Source organism: Delftia sp., assembly GCF_059499305.1.
In genome coordinates this window covers 55165-72320 of the sequence record NZ_JCABYI010000020.1, presented here as the reverse complement: position 1 = coordinate 72320, position 17156 = coordinate 55165, and the positions used below count along the sequence as shown (strand labels likewise).

Here is a 17156-nt window from a genome sequence, read left to right as displayed (position 1 = left end):
CACAAGCCTTCGCTGTCGCTGCCTTGTTGCAAAGCCCCATGCCTGAACTCACCTACGCCCTGTCCCCCTCCAAGCCCGCGCTGCAGCTGCCTGCGGGCGCCTGCGATACCCATGTGCATGTGTTCGGTCCCGGCACCCAGTTTCCCTATGCGGCCGGGCGCAGCTTCACCCCGGCGGACGCGGGCAAGCACACGCTGTTTGCACTGCACCGCCACCTGGGCGTGTCGCGCTGCGTGATCGTGCAGTCCGCCTGCCACGGCCTGGACAACAGTGCGGTGCAGGACGCGATTGCCGCCGGTGGCGGCAACTACCTGGGCGTGGCGCTGGTGGCCGCCGATGTGTCCGATGGCGAGCTGGCGCGGCTGGCGGGTGCGGGGTTCCGGGGCGTGCGCTTCAACTTCATGCGGCACCTGGCCGGCGCCCGCATTGAAGACGTTCTGGCACTGACCCCGCGCCTGGCCGCGGCCGGCCTGCATCTGCAGGTGCATTTCGAAAGCAGCCTGGTGCATACGGTGGGCCGGCAGTTGCAGGCCAGTGCCGTGCCCGTGGTGATCGACCACATGGGGCGCGTGGATGCGCGCCTGGGCGCAGGGCATGCAGATTTCCAGGCGCTGATGCAGCTGCTGGCCGACCAGCCGCAGTTCCACGTCAAGGTCAGCGGCGTGGACCGCATAGACAGCCAGCCGCCCTATGCCCAGGGCAAGCCGCTGGCGCGCCTGCTGGTGGAGCGCTTTCCCACGCAGTGCCTGTGGGGCACGGACTGGCCCCACCCCAACCACACGCACGTGCCCGACGACGGCCTGCTGGTCGATGCGCTGGCCGACATCGCGCCCACGCCAGCGCTGCGGCAGGCCCTGCTGGTGGACAACCCGCAGCGGCTGTACCGGTTCTGAGGACCGCAGACGGCGCCTGTCGCCTGTGGCTCATCGCCGGTCGCCCTGCCCACAGATACCCATAAAAGGAGACATCCATGACAAGCATCCCTTCCACCCGCCGCAGGCGCTGCCTGTCCATGGCGCTGGCGGCCCTGGCGCCCCTCGCTGCCCTGGTTTGCGCCGCATGGCCCGCGCTTGCGCCCGCGCAGCCGCAGATGACGCGCATCGTCGTGGCCTTTCCGCCGGGCGGCCCGGTGGACTTCGTGGCGCGCACGCTGGCCGAGCAGTTGGGCAAGGAGCTGGGCAGCATCGTCGTGGTCGAGAACAAGGCCGGTGCCAACGGCGCCATTGCGGCCGAATACGTATCGCGCGCGCAGCCGGACACGCGCACGCTGTGGCTGACCAGCGTGGGCGCCGTGGCCATCAACCCGGCGCTGTACCCCAAGCTCGGCTACAAGCCGGCCACCGACCTCGCACCGGTGTCGCTGGTGGTCAGCAACGTGGAGATGCTGGTGGTCAACGCCAAGGCGCCCTACGGCAACGGCGCGCAGTTCGTGGCAGCCGCACGCCAGGCCCGTACACCGCTGACCATGGCCTCGTCCGGCACAGGCAGCGTGCCGCACCTGGCCATGGAATTGCTCAAAGAGCATGCGGGCATCCAGCTCGCCCACATTCCCTACAAGGGCGCCGCGCCCGCCATCACGGATGTGGTGGCGGGCCATGTCGATGGTTTCTTTGGCGACATTCCCGGGCTGATCGGACAGATCTCCGCCGGCAAGCTCAAGCCCGTTGCCATTGCCGCCAGCCGGCGCCACCCGCGCTTTCCCGAGGTCAGGACCTTTGCCGAGATCGGCATCACCGGCGTGGATTCGGACAACTGGTACGCCCTGTTCGCCCCCAAGGGCACGCCAGCGGCCGAGACCGAAAAAATGAGCCAGGCCGTGCAGCGGGCGCTGAACACGCCCTCGGTCAAAAGCCGCCTGGAAGCCTCTGGCACCGAAGTCGTGGGCAGCACGCCGGCCGAGCTGGCCAGGGCGCTGCAGGCCGACACCCTCAAATGGAGCCGCGTGGTACGCGCCAACGGCATCACCCCCGACTGAAGCGAGCCCCCATGAGAATCCAACCCGTACTCCCCGGAACCCGCCCCGAACTGGCGGCTGTGGAATCGCGCATCCTGGCCGAACGCGGCCGCATTTCCGAGCTGTACCAGGTGCTGCTCAACAGCCCGCCCATCGCCCACGGATGGGAGCAGATGCTGTCGGCCGTACGCAATCGCAGCAGCCTGGATGCAGGGCTGCGCGAGCTGGTCATCCTGCGCGTGGCCGTGCTCAACGGCGCGCCCTATGAATTCAATGCCCATGTGCCCCATGCCCACAAGGCGGGCAAGAGCGATGCGGCCATCGAGGCGACCCGCAGCATCCCCTGCGCCGCAGATGCGCCGTGGACCGAGCAAGAGCACCTTGCCATCCGCCTGACCGATGCCATGACGCGCGACATCACCGTCGCCGACGCGCTGTTCGCCCAGGTGCAGGCCCGCTTCAGCGCGCAGGAGCAGGTGGACCTGGTGGCCACCATCGCGGCCTACAACATGGTCTCGCGCTTTCTCACCGCATTCCATATCGGGCACTGAAGGCATGGCTGATTCCCGCATACCTGCCGACTGCCTGCTGCTGCGATGGACGATGGCAGCGCCCTGCCTGGCAAGCGCCAAGGCACTCGCAAGAAGCGCCTACGGTCCTGCGTTTGGCGACGCCCTCACCCAGGCGGCAGGCCTGGGCGTGCGCCTGACCGCCCAGCGATTCGCCTGGTCGGCCAGCACGGGGCGCATCTACGTCTATGTGGAGCTGCCGGGCCGCATGGGCGTCTCGCGGCCTGCAGTGCTTGCCGTGCAGGCGGCGGCGCAGGCCATGCTGCCGGCCGCATCAAACCTTGCGGCGTCCAGGCTGACGCTGGCCTTCGACCGGCCCGGCGCCTCGCACGGGCAGCAGCGCCATGCCCACTACACGGTGGAGATGGACCCGGCCGAAGGCTGGGCGCCCGAGATCTTTCGCTGGTACGACGAAGAACACATGCCGGGCCTGGCCGCCGTGCAGGGCAACATCCATTCACGCCGCTACCTGAACCACGACGGCGGCCCGCTGTCCCTGGCCTGCTATGACCTGCAAAACCCCGGCGTGCTGGGCAGCCCGGCCTGGCTGCAGGTGCGCGCCACGGCCTGGAGCGACATCACGCGGCCGCATTTCACGCACACCGTGCGCACCATGTTCGCGACCGTGGACGCGGGGGATGGGGCCTGGCCGCCCTATTGAGCGCCCTATTGAGTGCCCTATTGACCGCCCTGCCCGGGAATCAGCAGCAGCTTGCCCACGCTCTGGCCCGACTCCATGCGCCGGTGCGCCTGCGCGGCCTCGGCCAGCGGCCAGGTGCTGTCGATCACGGGGCGGATGGTGCCGGCCGCCAGCGCGGGCAGCCAGCGCTGGGCAAAGCGCCGGACCATGGCCTGCTTGACTTCGGGCGGGCGCGACTTCATCACCGTGCCGAAGATCCTCAGGTGCCTGTACAGCAGCACATCCATGGGCACGGCCGCCGCCAGCGCGCCGCCCAGCAGGCCCACGCAGACCATGCGCCCGCCCATGGCCATCGAGCGCAGGTTGCGCTCCAGATACGGGGCGCCGATGAAGTCCACCACCACATCCACACCCTGGCCGCCGGTCTGCTCGGCCACCACGGCCTGGAAGTCTTCGCTGCGGTAGTCGATGAACACGTCGGCGCCAAGGCCCATGACAGCCGCCCGCTTGTCGCCGCTGGCCGTGGCGAACACGCGCGCCCCGGCCGCATGCGCCAGCTGCACCGCCGCCGAGCCCACGCCGCTGCCGGCCGCGTGGATGAGCACGGCTTCGCCAGGCTGCAGTTGGGCCAGGTGGAACAGCGCCTCATGCGCCGTCACGAAGACTTCGGCCACCGCGCCGGCATCCGTCAGCGAAAGGCCCTCGGGCACATGCATGGCCATGCGGTGGTCGATGCGCGACAGCTCGGCATAGGCGCCGCCGCCCACGATGCCCATGACGCGGTCGCCCACGGCGAAGCCCTGCACCTCGGCGCCCACTTGCACCACCGTGCCGGCGATCTCCAGGCCCATGAGGTCGGATTCGCCAAAGTGGGCGCGGCCATAGGCGCCCTTGCGGTGCGAGACATCGGCACGGTTCACGCCGATGGAGGCATTGCGCACCAGAAGGTCATGGGGCCGGACTTCGGGCCGGGCCACGTCGCGGGCCACGAGCACTTCGGGGCCGCCGAAATCGTCGAAAACAATGGCTTGCATGCGGGCGTCGTCATTCATGGCGAAAGAGTGTCCAAAAACAGGTTGAAGAAACGAATGCCCCGAGCTTACGACTGCCGCCAGCCGCTCGAACGCAGCGATTTCGCTCTACAGTGCTGCAAATCTGCATCACGCCAACCGCCATGAACTGGGATGACACCCGCATCTTTCTCGCCCTGACACGCGCCCCCTCCCTGCGCGCGGCCGCACGCACCCTGGGCGTGGACCAGGCCACCGTGGGCCGGCGCCTGAATGCGCTGGAGGCCGAGTTGGGCAGCAAGCTGTTTTTGCGCGCCAGGGATGGCTACCTGCTCACGGCCGCTGGCGAGGCAGCGCTGGGCGCGGCGCGACGCATGGAGGTCGCGGCGCTGGACCTGCGCACGCGCATCGAAGGCCTGGACGACAGCCCGGCCGGCTTGGTGCGCGTGACCAGCACCGACTCGATTGCCACCGAATTCCTGCTGCCCGCCATCGAGCGCCTGCAGCAGCGCTGGCCCGGCATCCGCGTGGACCTGGAGGTGTCCACCCAGATGCTCAACCTGGGCCGCCGCCAGGCCGACATCGCGTTTCGCAACGTCCGCCCCGAGGCGCCCGAGCTGGTGGTGCGCCGCGTGGCGGCATGGCCGGTAGGACTGTTTGCGAGTGCCGCCTATGTGGCGCGCTTTGGCGAGCCCGTGGCCGAGGACGAACTGCGCGGCCACCACCTCGTGGTCTACGGTCCCTTCCTGGAGCAGCGGCCCGTTCCCACCATGGTGGACGTGCCCGCACGCCAGGCCAGGATCGCCATGGCCGCCAACTCCAGCCTGCTGGTGCGCAAGGCCGTGGCGGCCGGCATAGGCCTGGGCGAAATGCCCGTGAGCATGGGCGAGCGCGAAGGCCTGCTGCGCATCTGGCCGCAGCGCCAGCGCTCGGACGACTACGAGGTCTGGCAGGTCATGCACCCCGACCTGCAGCGCACGGCCCGGGTGCGCGTCACGGCCGAGTTCCTGGCCCAGGCGCTGGGCGCGGAGCCTGCGTGATGCAGAGCTTGTCCAGGGCGGCGGCAATCACGGCGGCAGGGATGCAGGCATGCAGCGGGAGCCGATGATCGGCAGAACCTGCGCCAGCGCACCGGACAGGCTGCCCGGTGGCCACCGGCTTCGCCTTCAGTCTTGGGAAGCAGGCCTGGGCCTGTCCTTGCGCAGCATCTCCAGATAGAGCGCCTCCACCTTCTCGCGCGCCCAGGGCGTCTTGCGCAGGAACTTCAGGCTGGAGCTGACGCTGGGGTCCAGCGCAAAGCAGCGCACCGGAACCTGCCGCGCAAGCCCGGCCCAGCCGTAGCGGGCCTCCAGGGCAAGGACGATGGCTTCGAGCGTGACGCCGTGCAGCGGATTGCGGGGCTGGGCGACGGGAGGCGGGGTTTCTTGCATGGCGCGATTTTCGCCCGCCTTTGCAGTGCTGCGGACCGCAGCTTTATTTGTAATTACATGCAACCACGCCGTAAGTTTCTGTAGCATTGTGGCGTTCCTGGCCTTCTGCTGCACTCCCCGACCATGCCCGCCCTGTCCCTTCGCCAGAAACTGCTGGCACCGCTGGTTTTCTGCCTTCTCGCGCTGCTTGCGCTCACCCTCTTCAACGCCTACCAGGCACGCGACAAGGCCTACGAGGCCCGGCAGCAGGCGCTGCGCGACTTCGTCGATGCGGGCGACAGCCTGATTGCGGCGATTGCCGCCGAGGCCAAGGCCGGCAAGCTGACAGAGGAAGAAGCCAAGGCCACCGCCATTGCCCGCGTGGGCCAGTTGCGCTATGCAGGCGGCGCAGGCTACATCACCAGCATCACCACGGATTCCGTGGTGCTGAACAATCCCGCAAGCCCGGGCATCAACGGCAAGAACATGGGCGGCTTCCAGGATGCCAAGGGCAACTACCTGTACCGCAACATTGCCGCCGTGGGCGCGTCGGCCCAGGGCAGCGGCTACCTCACGTACTGGTGGCCCCGCCCCGGCGCCAAGGAGCCCAGCGAGAAGCTGGCCTATGCCAGGCGCTCCACGGCCTGGAACTGGGACCTGATCGCTGGCGACTATGTGGACGACATCCAGCAGGCCTTTGTCGCCACCATCACCAAGTCGGTGGCGGCGCTGGCCGTGCTGGGCGCACTGCTGTCCCTGATCGCGTGGCTGGCCACGCGCAGCGTGCTCAATGCCATTGGCGGCGAGCCGGCGGTGGCGGCCGAGATTGCCAACCGCATCGCCTCGGGCGACCTGTCGCAGTCGGGGCTGGCGGGCGCAGCCCAGGCCCCCGAAGGCAGCGTGATCGCCGCCGTGCAGCGCATGAGCGAGCAGCTGCGCCAGCTGGTGACGCGCATCCATGACACGGCCGGCGTCATCCACCGCTCGGCCGGCGAGATCGCCACGGGCAGCGTGGACCTGTCGCAGCGCACGGAGCGCCAGGCCAGTTCGCTGGAAGAAACCGCCGCCTCCATGGAGCAGCTCACGGCCACCGTGCACCAGAACGCCGAGAACGCCCAGCACGCCAGCCAGATCGCCTCGGGCGCCTGTTCCGTGGCCGAGCGCGGCGGCTCCGTGGTGGACCAGGTGGTGGCCACCATGGGCGAGATCAACAGCTCCTCGCGCCGCGTGGTGGACATCATCGGCGTGATCGACGGCATTGCCTTCCAGACCAATATCCTCGCGCTGAATGCGGCCGTGGAAGCGGCGCGCGCGGGCGAGCACGGGCGCGGCTTTGCCGTGGTGGCGGGCGAGGTGCGCACGCTGGCACAGCGCAGCGCCTCGGCCGCGCGCGAGATCAAGACGCTGATCCAGACCTCGGTGGAAAGCGTGGACGCCGGCGCCACCCTGGTGGACCAGGCCGGCCAGACCATGCGCGAGGTGGTCACCACGGTGCGCAACATCACGGGCATCGTGACCGAAATCGCCTCGGCCAGCCGCGAGCAAAGCAGCGGCATCGAGCAGGTGGGCCATGCCGTGACCGACATGGACCGCGTGACCCAGCAAAACGCCGCCCTGGTCGAGCAGTCCTCGGCTGCCACGCAGGTGCTGCAGGAAGAATCGGAGAAGCTGTCGCGCCTGACGGCTTCGTTCAAACTCTAGAGCCGGCTCTGCCCTCCCTGCCTCCCCTTTCCTTTCCTCCCCTTCTTCCATCCCCATGATCACCTGCTACCTGCGCTACATCATCGACCCGTTCAAGGCCAAGGAATTCGAGCACTACGGCAAGACCTGGATTCCGCTGGTCGAGAAGTTCGGCGGCAAGCACCACGGCTACTTCCTGCCGTCCGAAGGTGCCAACAATGTGGCGCTGGCCATGTTCAGCTTTCCCAGCATGGCGCTGTACGAGGAGTACCGCATCAAGTCCATGCAGGACCCCGAATGCCAGGCGGCCTTCCGCTACGCGGAGGACACGCGCTGCATCCTCAGCTACGAGCGCAGCTTCATGCGCCCCGTGTTCGGCTGAATCTGCCCGGCGCCGCAGCCGCCCGTCGAACGGGGCAAGCGGGCAAGCGCTGGCGGCTCGACAAATCCGGCGCCGCGCCTGCACGGGCCTACAGCAGAATGTCCGCCGTGGGGTACTTCCAGAAGTCGCGCAGCAGGTAGCTGATCGGCAGGTTCAGATTCGTGGAGTTGGGTGGAATCGGCTGCAGGAACCACTTCTCGTAGATGGGGTGGATTTCGCGGCTGGTGATGATGCGCTTCATCTCTTCATCGACCAGTTTCTTGAAAGCGGTATCGGCCTTCGGCAGCATGATCGCCAGGGGTTCGGTGGACAGGAACTTGCCCACCACCTTCAAGGCGCGTGGATCGGGCCGTGCAGCGGCCAGCCCGTTGAGAAGCACGTCATCCATCACGAACGCGTCGGCTTCGCCCTTCTCCACCATCTCCAGGGCCCTCGCGTGATCGGGGGCCTCCACAATGGTGATGCCCATCAGGCGCTGCCTGTTGGCCTGCGTCACCAGGGCCATCGGGCTGGTGCCCTTGGTGGAAACCAGCTTTTTGCCCTTGAGATCCTCCATCGCGTTGATGGTGCTGTCGGCCTTCACGAGCATCCGGGCGCCGGTGATGAAATGGGGAACCGTGAACGCCACGGTCTGGCGCCGCTGCGCGTTGTTCGTGGTCGAGCCGCACTCCATGTCGGCCTTGCCCTGCTCGATCACGGCCATGCGATTGGCGGGCGTGACCATCAGGAACTCCACCTTCATGTCCTTCCTGCCTGTCTGCTTGCGCACCGCCTCGGCCAGGCGAAGGCACAGATCCAGCGCATAACCGACGGGCTTGCCGCTGCGGGTGTCGATGTAGGAGAAGGGAACAGACGATTCCCGGTGCGCAATCACCAGCGCGCCACCGGCCTGGACCTTGTCCAGCACACCGGCTGCAGAGACACCGCTCAAGGCCGACAGGCCCAACGCACCCAACGCAATTCCCCACTGGCGAAAGATCATCTGAGTCCTTGGCTCGCAAGCGCCGGGCGGCGCCCAGCAGGTTGTGACAGGTTATACACGTATTGTTACCAGGTGCGCAAACCTGGGCTGCTGGCGGTTTCGATGGCAGCTTGGGCACTGGCTTTTCCCCCTCCCCCGTTATGGCAGGATCACCAGCACCAGAATTACCGAGGGAACTCCCATGCTGATCAACTGCGTTGCCTACGAAAACGGGGCCAAGCTGGCGGACATTCCTGTCGCCGACATCAGCAACTACATAGAGCGGCCCGGCTGCTTCGTCTGGGTGGCGCTGGCGGACGCCACGCCGGCCGAGCTGGAGGAGATGCGCCAGGAGTTCGGCCTGCACGCCCTGGCCGTGGAGGATGCGCTGCACGGCCACCAGCGGCCCAAGCTGGAGGAGTACGGCAGCTCGCTGTTTGCCGTGATGCACCTGCTGGAGCCCGAGCCCGAGCGGCCCGGCCACTTCAACCACGGCGAGGTCGATGTCTTCGTGGGCTCCAATTACGTGCTGTCGGTGCGCAACCGCAGCAAGCGCGGTTTCCTGGGCGTGCGCGAGCGCTGCGAGAGCGAGCCCGAGCTGCTGCGCCATGGCTCGGGCTTTGTGCTGTATGCGCTGATGGATGCGGTGGTGGACCGCTACTTTCCCATCATCGACGCGCTGGAGGTGGAGCTGGAGCAGATCGAGCAGCAGATCTTCACCAAGGGCGCGGCGCGCGACAACATCAAGCAGCTGTATGAACTCAAGGGCCGCGCCATGGACCTCAAGCACGCCGTGGCCCCCCTGCTGGAAGCCGTGGGCAAGCTCAACGGCGGGCGCGTCCCCCAGATCTGCGTGGGCTCCAGGGACTACTTCCGCGATGTGATGGATCACCTGGGCCGCATCAACGCCCAGATCGACACCATGCGCGACACCGTGGGCACGGCCATCCAGGTGAACCTGTCCATGGTGTCCATCGAGGAAAACGAAGTCACCAAGCGGCTGGCAGCCTGGGCCAGTATCTTCGCCATCTGCACGGCCTTCTTCGGCGTCTGGGGCATGAACTTCGAGAACATGCCCGAACTGAAGTGGCAATACGGCTATCCGGCCGCGCTGCTGTTCGTGCTGGGTGTTTGCGGCCTGCTCTACTACAAGTTCCGCAAGGCGGGGTGGCTGTAGGCGGCGGGAAGGCGAGCGGTGCCAGGGTATTCACCCAGCCGCACCGTCACAGCCGCGTCACACATCCACGCCACCATCCCAGGCGCCAACTCCTGGACGCCCGGATTCCCCACCATGTACGACGAACTTCTGCCCGACCACCATGATTCGCTGATGCAGCGCATCGAACGCGATCTGCTCGACAGCTACGACGAAGAACTGGAGATGGAGATAGACGACGCCCGCCTGGGCAGCGGTGGCGACGATCTGGACGGTGCCGACACCGTGAGCCGCCAGACCTACTTCCGCGAGCTGCTGCGCCTGCAGGGCGAGCTGGTCAAGCTGCAGGACTGGGTGCAGCACCACAGGAAAAAGGTGGTCATACTCTTCGAGGGCCGCGATGCGGCCGGCAAGGGCGGCGTGATCAAGCGCATCACCCAGCGCCTGAACCCTCGCGTGTGCCGCGTGGCCGCCCTGCCCGCGCCCAACGACCGCGAGCGCACGCAATGGTATTTCCAGCGCTATGTCTCCCACCTGCCTGCGGGTGGCGAGATCGTTCTCTTTGACCGCAGCTGGTACAACCGCGCGGGCGTGGAGCGCGTGATGGGCTTTTGCTCCGACGAGGAGTACGAGGAGTTCTTCCGCTCCGTGCCCGAGTTCGAGAAGATGCTGGTGCGCTCGGGCATCACGCTGGTGAAGTACTGGTTCTCCATCACCGACGAGGAGCAGCACCTGCGCTTTCTGGGCCGCGTGCACGACCCGCTCAAGCAGTGGAAGCTCAGTCCCATGGACTTCGAGAGCCGCCGCCGCTGGGAGGACTACACCAAGGCCAAGGAAGCCATGCTGGAGCGCACCCACATCGCCGAGGCGCCCTGGTGGCTGGTGCAGGCCGTGGACAAGAAGAAGGCCCGGCTCAACTGCATCTCCCACCTGCTGACGCAGCTGCCCTACGAGGAGATAGAGCACCCGGCCATCGTGCTGCCCGAGCGCACGCGCAACCCGGAGTACACGCGCAACCCGGTTCCCCAGCACATGTACGTTCCGGACAAGTACTGACACCCCCTGAGGCGCTTCGCGCCTTCCCCCTCTCTACCCGCTTTGCGGGGGAGGGGGACGACACCCTCGGTGCGGGGGCGGCCCTTCCTTGGTGTCTCTGGCTTCAGCAAGTGCCCATTTCATGCGCACGGCCGACTTTCAGACCTTATGTGCCTCGCCGTCCTCCACGGATGCCTCGGGCCACTCAGAGGACGCGGAGGGCTCGGAGGACTCGGACGACTCAGGCGTCTCTGGCGCTGGCTCTGCCTTGGCGACTGCAGCCGCCTGCGGCACCTCGGCAACCTCTACAACCTCGGCCGCACGCTTGCGCCGGTCCTGCTCCAGCAGCGCGGTCAGCGCCGCGTGGATGCGCTCCAGCGTTCCGCCCGGGTTGACCCACCAGTCCGTGGACCAGATGCGCAGAATCTGCCAGCCCAGGCCGCGCAACACCTGCTCGCGCAGCTTGTCGCGGTCGCGCGCCGTGGCCGAGCGGTGGTAGGTGGCGCCGTCGCACTCCACGCCCGCCAGGTAGCTGCCCGCATGGTCCGGGTGCACCACGCCCAGGTCCACGCGGAACGAGGATGCGCCGATCTGCGTGTGCACGCGCCAGCCCTTGCGCTCCAGCGCCTGGGCCACGCTGGCCTCGAAGGGGCTGTCGAAATCGCCCTGGCTGCCATGGTGCGACTCGGCCAGCGCGCGCGGGCCGCGCTCGGCAAATTCCAGGAAGTGCTTGAGATCGCGCACGCCCGCCGCCTGGGTGCGCGACAGGTCCATCTGCTCGCCGCGCAGGCTGGAGAAGATGCGCAGCTCCTGCCGCGCGCGCGTCACCGCCACGTTCAGCCGCCGCTCGCCGCCGTCGCGGTTGAGCGGGCCGAAGTTCATGGACACCGCGCCCGAGATATCGGGCCCGTAGGTGATGGAAAAGTACATGATGTCCCGCTCGTCGCCCTGCACGCTTTCCAGGTTCTTGACGAAGACGGGCTCCAGCAGCGCATCGGAGAAAAACGGCTCCAGCCCCGGGTCCTTGCGCCGCTCTTCGTCCAGCAGGTCCTCGATCAGGCTTTGCTGCTCGGAGTTGAAGGTGACCACGCCGATGGTGGCACCCGACTGCGCAAACCCCGGCGACTTCAGCCGCGCCACCAGGTCGGCCACCAGGGCCTTGGCCTCGGGCTGGTTGATGCGGGCGCCACCTTTTTCATAGCGGCCCTGCACGGCGTGGAAGCTGACGGCGCGGTCATCGGTGACGGGCGAGGGAAAGGTCACCAGCCCGCCGCCGTAGTAGCGGTGGTTGCTGAAGGCGATCAGGCTTTCATGGCGCGAGCGGTAGTGCCACGACAGGTTGCGCGTGGGCAGGCTGGCGCCCAGGCATTCGTCCAGGATGCTTTCCATGTCGCTTTCCACGCCCTGCGTGTCGTCGTCGAAGGTGTCGGAGGTGTCGGCGCGGCCGAAGAAGCTGGTGGGCGGCAGTTGCTTGGGGTCGCCCACCATGACCACCTGCCTGGCACGCGCCATGGCGCCGATGGCGTCCCAGACGGGGATCTGCGAGGCCTCGTCGAAGATGACGATGTCGAAGTTGCTGGTCTCGGCGCTCAGGTACTGGGCAATGGACAGCGGGCTCATCAGCAGGCAGGGCGTCAGGCGCAGCACGGCCGACGGGATCTGCTCCAGCAGCTGGCGCAGCGGCAGGTGCTGGCGCTTCTTGGTGATCTCGCGCCGCAGGATGCCCCACTCGCTGTTGCGCTGGATGCTGTCGGCCGACGGCAGGCCCGCGCACAGCCGCGCACGTATCCACTGGCGCGTGACGGAGGTGAATTCATCGTCCAGCGCGCGGAAGTCGGCAATGCGCCGCTCATGCTCGGCAGAGACGAAGCGCTTGAGCACCTCGTCCTCGTCCACGGCCAGCGCCAGCCACCAGCGCGCGTAGTTGACCTCGAAGGCCTGGGGCGCCTGGGCCGGTTCCAGGCTGCCGGACTCGATGGCGTCGGCCAGCGCACCCAGCCCGCCCGCGCGGGCCGCGGCCTGGGCATTGCGCCAGGCGCACCAGGCATGCAGGCCGCCCTGCCCGGCCAGCACGCCGCCCGCCGTGGCCGCCAGTTGCTCGGCGGTGCGCTGGGCCAGGGCACGCTGCTGCGGCTCGCCATGGGCTGCCGCCACACTGAAGGGGTCTATGGCCGCGTGCAGGCCGGCCAGGCTGTCCAGCAACTGCTGGCAGGCCATGCCGATCGCGGCGCCCTCGCCCAGCTCGGCGCTGCGCAAGGCCAGCACCTGGTGCAGCGCCTGGCGTGCCTGGGCCAGCTCGGCCTCCTGCCAGCCCAGCCCGGTCAGCCCTGCCTGCAGCGATCCCTGCAGGCGCAGCGCATGCTCCACGGCTTGCGGGCGCGTGTCCAGGCCGTCCCAGACGCCGGGGCAGCGCAAGCGCAGCTCGTCCAGCGCCAGCAGCTGTTCCTCGATGGCGCTGCGGGCCGCCAGCTGCGCGTGGGCCTGCTGCAGCGCCGCGCCACAGCGGCCCTGGGCCACGGCGGCGTGCGATGCCATCAGGCTGCCGCGCCGCGTCAGTTGCAGGCGCTCGCGCTCGAAGGCCAGCGCGTCCTGCAAGGCCTGGGCATCGGTTTCCAGGCCGCGCCACAGGCCGTGGCTGGCATCGGCCAGCGGCAGGTAGCCATCGAGCTGGCGGTCGATCTGGTACAGGGCCTGCAGGCGCTGCACTTCGGCAGCCCAGCGCTCGCCGCCATGGCCTTCGGCCACGGCCTCCAGTCCATCGAGCGAGAAGGACTTCTGCGCGCGCGCGGCCAGCAGGGCCGCATTGGCCTTCAAGGCGCTGCGCGCATGGTCGGTGCGCGTGCGGTGTCCGGCCCACAGGCCGTCGGCTGCGGCGCCGGGCTGGATCTGGTCCAGTTCCTCTCGCAGGCCCCGGATGCGCACCAGGGCGGCCAGGTCATCGGCCACGCGCGGCTCGCCCGCGCCTTCGATGGTGGCCTCCAGCGCCGCGCGCACCTTGCGCCGGCCCAGCCAGGACAGCGGCCACAAGGACTTGCCGGCCCTGGCCCATTCGCGCTGCAGCTGCGAGACATTGAGCTGGCCCACGCCCGCGCCGTACTTGACGGACAGGCCCTGGCGCAGCGCCGCGATCTCGTCGATGCACTGCAGGCCGCGTTCCAGCTCGTCGCCCAGGGCCACGGGCCAGGGCGTGCCCAGCCCGGCCTGCAGGCGCCGGCGCTGCGCCAGCAGGTCCAGCGCCTGGGCCAGGCGCGCCTGCAGCTCGGCCGGCCAGGGCGCCAGCATCTGTGCGGACAGATCACCGTGCTGCGCCAGCAGCTGCAGGCCCGATTGCAGGGATTCGCCAATGCGCGCGCCGTCAGGCAGCACGCAGAAAGCCAGGTTGCGGCCTGCGGCCGCAGGCAGCGCGCGCGCGATCACGCCCAGCGCCGAGCGCGCCTGGCGTCCCAGCGCCGGCCACTCGATGCGCAGCAGCCGGCCCAGCTGCTGCGCCGCCTCGGCAAAGCCCTGGCCTGCATCGTGCAGGGCCTGGGCGGCATCCACCATCTGCTGCTGCCAGCGCACGGACCAGTCGCTGGCCTGCACCGTGGCCAGCGGCCCGTCCTTCAGATGCTGCGCGCCCACGGCCTGGGCATTGGCCTGCAGGCGGCCCGCAGTCTCGCGCAAAAGGGCCAGGCCCGCTTCGTCATGGGCCTGGGGCGTGGGCCAGTGAAATCCCAGGCGCGGCAGCGCCTGGCCACCGGCCACGGCGCCAATGGCGCGGTAGATGGTCCAGCCGTTGGCGTGGCGCCGGTGCAGGCGCTCCACATAGGCCGACAGCTGCTCGCGCAGGCGGCCGAGCTGGCTGGCCTTGGCGGCCCAGGCCTCGGCATCCACCTGGCCATGCGAGTCCCAGGATTTCTGCAACTGGCCCAGCACGTCGAGCTTGCGGCTCTTGTTGGAGTGCAGCTCCAGGCAGAACTCGCCCAGGCCCACTTCGCGCAGGCGGCGGTAGACCACGTCCAGCGCGGCGATTTTCTCGGCCACGAAGAGCACGCGCTTGTCCTCGGCCAGGCATTGCGCGATCAGGTTGGCAATGGTCTGGCTCTTGCCCGTGCCCGGCGGGCCGATGAGCACGAAGTCCTTGCCGCGCGCAGCGGCCATCACGGCCGACAGCTGCGATGAATCGGCCGGCAGCGGGCTGAAGACCTGCTGCGGCGCGAACTCCTGGTCCAGCCGCCGCGTGTCGGGAAAGGCGATCTCCGAGCGATAGGGCTCGCGCGGCGTGTCGATCAGGTGGGCGACCACGGGCGAGCTGCGCAGCTGCTCGGCGCGCTCGGCCAGGTCCTTCCACATCAGGTATTTGGCGAAGGAGAACATGGACAGCACCACGTCCTCGCTGACCTCCCAGCCGCGCACGTCCTTGATCGCCTCGCGCACGCGGGCCCAGATGCCGGTGATGTCCAGTCCGGCCTCGTCGCGCGGCAGGTCGCCTGCGGGCACGCCCAGCTCCAGCTGGAAGTCCTGGCGCAGCATCTCGACCAGCGTGGGGTTGAAGCGCGGCTCGTCCTCATGCGCCTGCAGCGTGAAGCCCGAGCGCGCGCTCTTGCGCTCCAGCGTGACGGGCAGCAGGATCAGCGGCGCGCGCACGCGCACATCGGGCTTGTCGGGCCGGCTCCAGACCAGAAAGCCCAGGGCCACGAACAAGGTGTTGGCGCCGCCTTCCTGCAGCGCGTTGCGCGCGCCGCGAAACAGCTCCACAAAGCGGCTGTCCAGCTCCAGCGGCTCCAGGTCGATGAAGACCTCGCGCCGCTGCAGCGCCTCTTCGGCGTGCGCGCCGCGCAGGTCTTCCAGGCTGCGCGCCTCGTGCAATGGCTGGCTGCGCGGGTCCTTGCCCTGCATGAGCTCGGGGCTGGGCAGCAGCTTGAGCACCTGGCCCCGGGCCAGCGTGTCCTCCAGCGCGGGCGCGGCCACCTGCAGCAGCAGCGATTTCTTGCCGGGCTTGAAGTTGAGCAGGGCATTGCGCAGCGACAGGTCCAGCAGCCGGCGCTGCCAGCGCGCCAGCCTGTCCTTGGGATCGAGCTGGGAGGTGGGCACTTCGCGTGCCTGCGCCTGCGCCAGGAGTTCGGGCGGCGGCTCCACGGTGAGCCGTGGCTCGGCCTGGCCTTCGCCGGCCTCGGGCGCGGCGTCCTGCGGCTGGGCCAGCGCCAGCGGGCGGATGCGCTGCATGCGTGCGCGCCGCACGTCCACCAGCAGCTCGAACTGGTCCTCATGCTCTTCGGCCAGCTGGCGCGCGCCCTGGGCAATGGCCTGGCTGAAGGCCACGGCCTGGCCTTGCGCGGCCAGCGTGGTCTCGAAGACCACCAGCTCCTGCAGCTTGAGCCGCTTGCGCACGGCCGTGATGTCATCGACCACGGCGGTCGAGAATTCCTGCCTGCCCAGCCACAGGCCCACGAAGGCATGGCCGCGCGTGAAGACCAGCAGCGGGTTCAGGTGCGCCTGCTCCAGGCAGGAGGCGAACAGCAGCGTCAGGTCCAGGCAGGTGGCCAGGCCCGCATCCAGCACCTGGGTCGCGCCGCGTATCTTCTGGCCCGCATGCTCGAAGCTGGCCGGCGGCAGCGCGTAGTTGAGTTTCTTCTGGAGCACGGAGGTCCAGATGGCCGAGGCCAGTTCCCAGGCCCGCTGCGGCCCCTGTTCATAGCCGTTGATGGCGCCGGACTTGCCCGCCGCCTCCAGCGCCTGCGCCGCGCCCTTGAGGACGCGGTCCACGGCCGGATCGTTGGGTTGCACGAAGGCCGCCACCATCTCGGGCAAATGCCCCAGGCCGCCCCACTGGTTGCGGGCCAGCAGTTCCAGCGGGTGTTCGTGCCGGGCCAGCACCGTCTGTGCCGGCTGGCCGCTGCGCAGCTCCAGCCGCAGCACGGCGGGCTCGGCCTCGGTCAGGCGCGAGAGCAAGGCGCCGTCCAGCGCCACATCCAGGTCGGTCAGCGCATAGGTGCTGTGCGCGGCCACCGACTCCAGGCGCCAGGTGCGCGGCTTGATGAAGGCAGGCTCCGAGGCCAGATGCAGGCTCAGCGCCTGCAGCGGCAGATCGCCCTCGTTGACGATGGCCAGCTCCAGCAGCGCGGGCACGGCGTTCTGGAAGTCGGCGAGATTGAGCTTGGCGACGGTGCCGATGCGCAGCTGCGGGGCCGTCTGCGGCGCCTGGGCGGCGGCGGGGGCGGCATCTGCGGGGGAATCTCGGCGGGGGTCTTCTGTCATGCGCGGTAGTCCTTGGCTGGCCAGCAGGCGGCGGGAACTGTCGAAATCCCGTCATATTCCTGGCCCGACGATTGTCCGCTGCGAATGAGGCGCCGTGTCCGAGATGGGCGGTTTTCAGGGGTC

The 17156-nt window shown here is 68.7% G+C and carries 13 protein-coding genes; 9 read left to right on the top strand and 4 right to left on the bottom strand.

Annotated features, from left to right (window positions below; translation table 11 throughout):
- Positions 1-38: 38 nt before the first annotated feature.
- The 4 genes from AC5I49_RS11130 to AC5I49_RS11115 all read left to right on the top strand — a co-directional run bounded on the left by AC5I49_RS11130 (position 39) and on the right by AC5I49_RS11115 (position 3184).
- Positions 39-893, top strand: coding sequence for an amidohydrolase family protein (locus AC5I49_RS11130; RefSeq protein ID WP_061289477.1), 855 nt, complete (start codon positions 39-41; stop codon positions 891-893).
- Between the two features lie 77 nt (positions 894-970).
- Positions 971-1975: a Bug family tripartite tricarboxylate transporter substrate binding protein gene (locus tag AC5I49_RS11125; protein ID WP_046238354.1), complete on the top strand. Its 1005-nt coding sequence runs from the start codon at positions 971-973 to the stop codon at positions 1973-1975.
- An 11-nt stretch (positions 1976-1986) separates the two neighbouring features.
- Complete coding sequence (locus AC5I49_RS11120) at positions 1987-2505, top strand: carboxymuconolactone decarboxylase family protein (protein ID WP_016451460.1); 519 nt, start codon at positions 1987-1989, stop codon at positions 2503-2505.
- 4 nt (positions 2506-2509) lie between these two features.
- Positions 2510-3184, top strand: a complete 675-nt coding sequence (locus AC5I49_RS11115) for a hypothetical protein (protein WP_495789316.1) — start codon at positions 2510-2512, stop codon at positions 3182-3184.
- A gap of 17 nt (positions 3185-3201) precedes the next feature.
- Here the strand turns inward: AC5I49_RS11115 and AC5I49_RS11110 are convergent, their stop codons facing one another.
- The gene (locus AC5I49_RS11110) at positions 3202-4215 is read right to left on the bottom strand and encodes an NAD(P)H-quinone oxidoreductase (protein WP_133073925.1); all 1014 of its coding nucleotides are present in this window, start codon (positions 4213-4215) and stop codon (positions 3202-3204) included.
- Between the two features lie 122 nt (positions 4216-4337).
- Between AC5I49_RS11110 and AC5I49_RS11105 the strand changes: the two genes are divergently transcribed.
- Entirely contained in the window at positions 4338-5213 is an 876-nt protein-coding gene (locus tag AC5I49_RS11105) for a LysR family transcriptional regulator (protein WP_061289469.1), read from the top strand.
- Positions 5214-5339: 126 nt separating this feature from the next.
- Here AC5I49_RS11105 and AC5I49_RS11100 read toward each other — a convergent pair whose 3' ends face one another.
- Positions 5340-5603, bottom strand: a complete 264-nt coding sequence (locus tag AC5I49_RS11100) for a VF530 family protein (protein WP_310043904.1) — start codon at positions 5601-5603, stop codon at positions 5340-5342.
- Positions 5604-5726: 123 nt separating this feature from the next.
- On the opposite strand from AC5I49_RS11100, the gene AC5I49_RS11095 reads away from it, so the two are divergent.
- Both AC5I49_RS11095 and AC5I49_RS11090 read left to right on the top strand, forming a co-directional pair.
- Complete coding sequence (locus tag AC5I49_RS11095) at positions 5727-7283, top strand: methyl-accepting chemotaxis protein (RefSeq protein WP_016446409.1); 1557 nt, start codon at positions 5727-5729, stop codon at positions 7281-7283.
- A 55-nt stretch (positions 7284-7338) separates the two neighbouring features.
- Positions 7339-7644: an NIPSNAP family protein gene (locus AC5I49_RS11090; RefSeq protein WP_016446410.1), complete on the top strand. Its 306-nt coding sequence runs from the start codon at positions 7339-7341 to the stop codon at positions 7642-7644.
- An 88-nt stretch (positions 7645-7732) separates the two neighbouring features.
- On the opposite strand, the gene AC5I49_RS11085 is transcribed toward AC5I49_RS11090, so the two are convergent.
- The gene (locus AC5I49_RS11085; RefSeq protein ID WP_026062116.1) at positions 7733-8626 is read right to left on the bottom strand and encodes an amino acid ABC transporter substrate-binding protein; all 894 of its coding nucleotides are present in this window, start codon (positions 8624-8626) and stop codon (positions 7733-7735) included.
- Between the two features lie 181 nt (positions 8627-8807).
- On the opposite strand from AC5I49_RS11085, the gene corA reads away from it, so the two are divergent.
- The gene (gene corA, locus AC5I49_RS11080; protein ID WP_012206223.1) at positions 8808-9782 is read left to right on the top strand and encodes a magnesium/cobalt transporter CorA; all 975 of its coding nucleotides are present in this window, start codon (positions 8808-8810) and stop codon (positions 9780-9782) included.
- Positions 9783-9896: 114 nt separating this feature from the next.
- Positions 9897-10817 (top strand): polyphosphate kinase 2, encoded by a 921-nt coding sequence (gene ppk2 / locus AC5I49_RS11075; RefSeq protein ID WP_017404332.1) that lies wholly within the window; start codon positions 9897-9899, stop codon positions 10815-10817.
- A gap of 138 nt (positions 10818-10955) precedes the next feature.
- Here the strand turns inward: ppk2 and proA are convergent, their stop codons facing one another.
- Positions 10956-17033 (bottom strand): anti-phage protein ProA, encoded by a 6078-nt coding sequence (gene proA, locus AC5I49_RS11070; RefSeq protein ID WP_495789315.1) that lies wholly within the window; start codon positions 17031-17033, stop codon positions 10956-10958.
- Between the last annotated feature and the right edge of the window lie 123 nt (positions 17034-17156).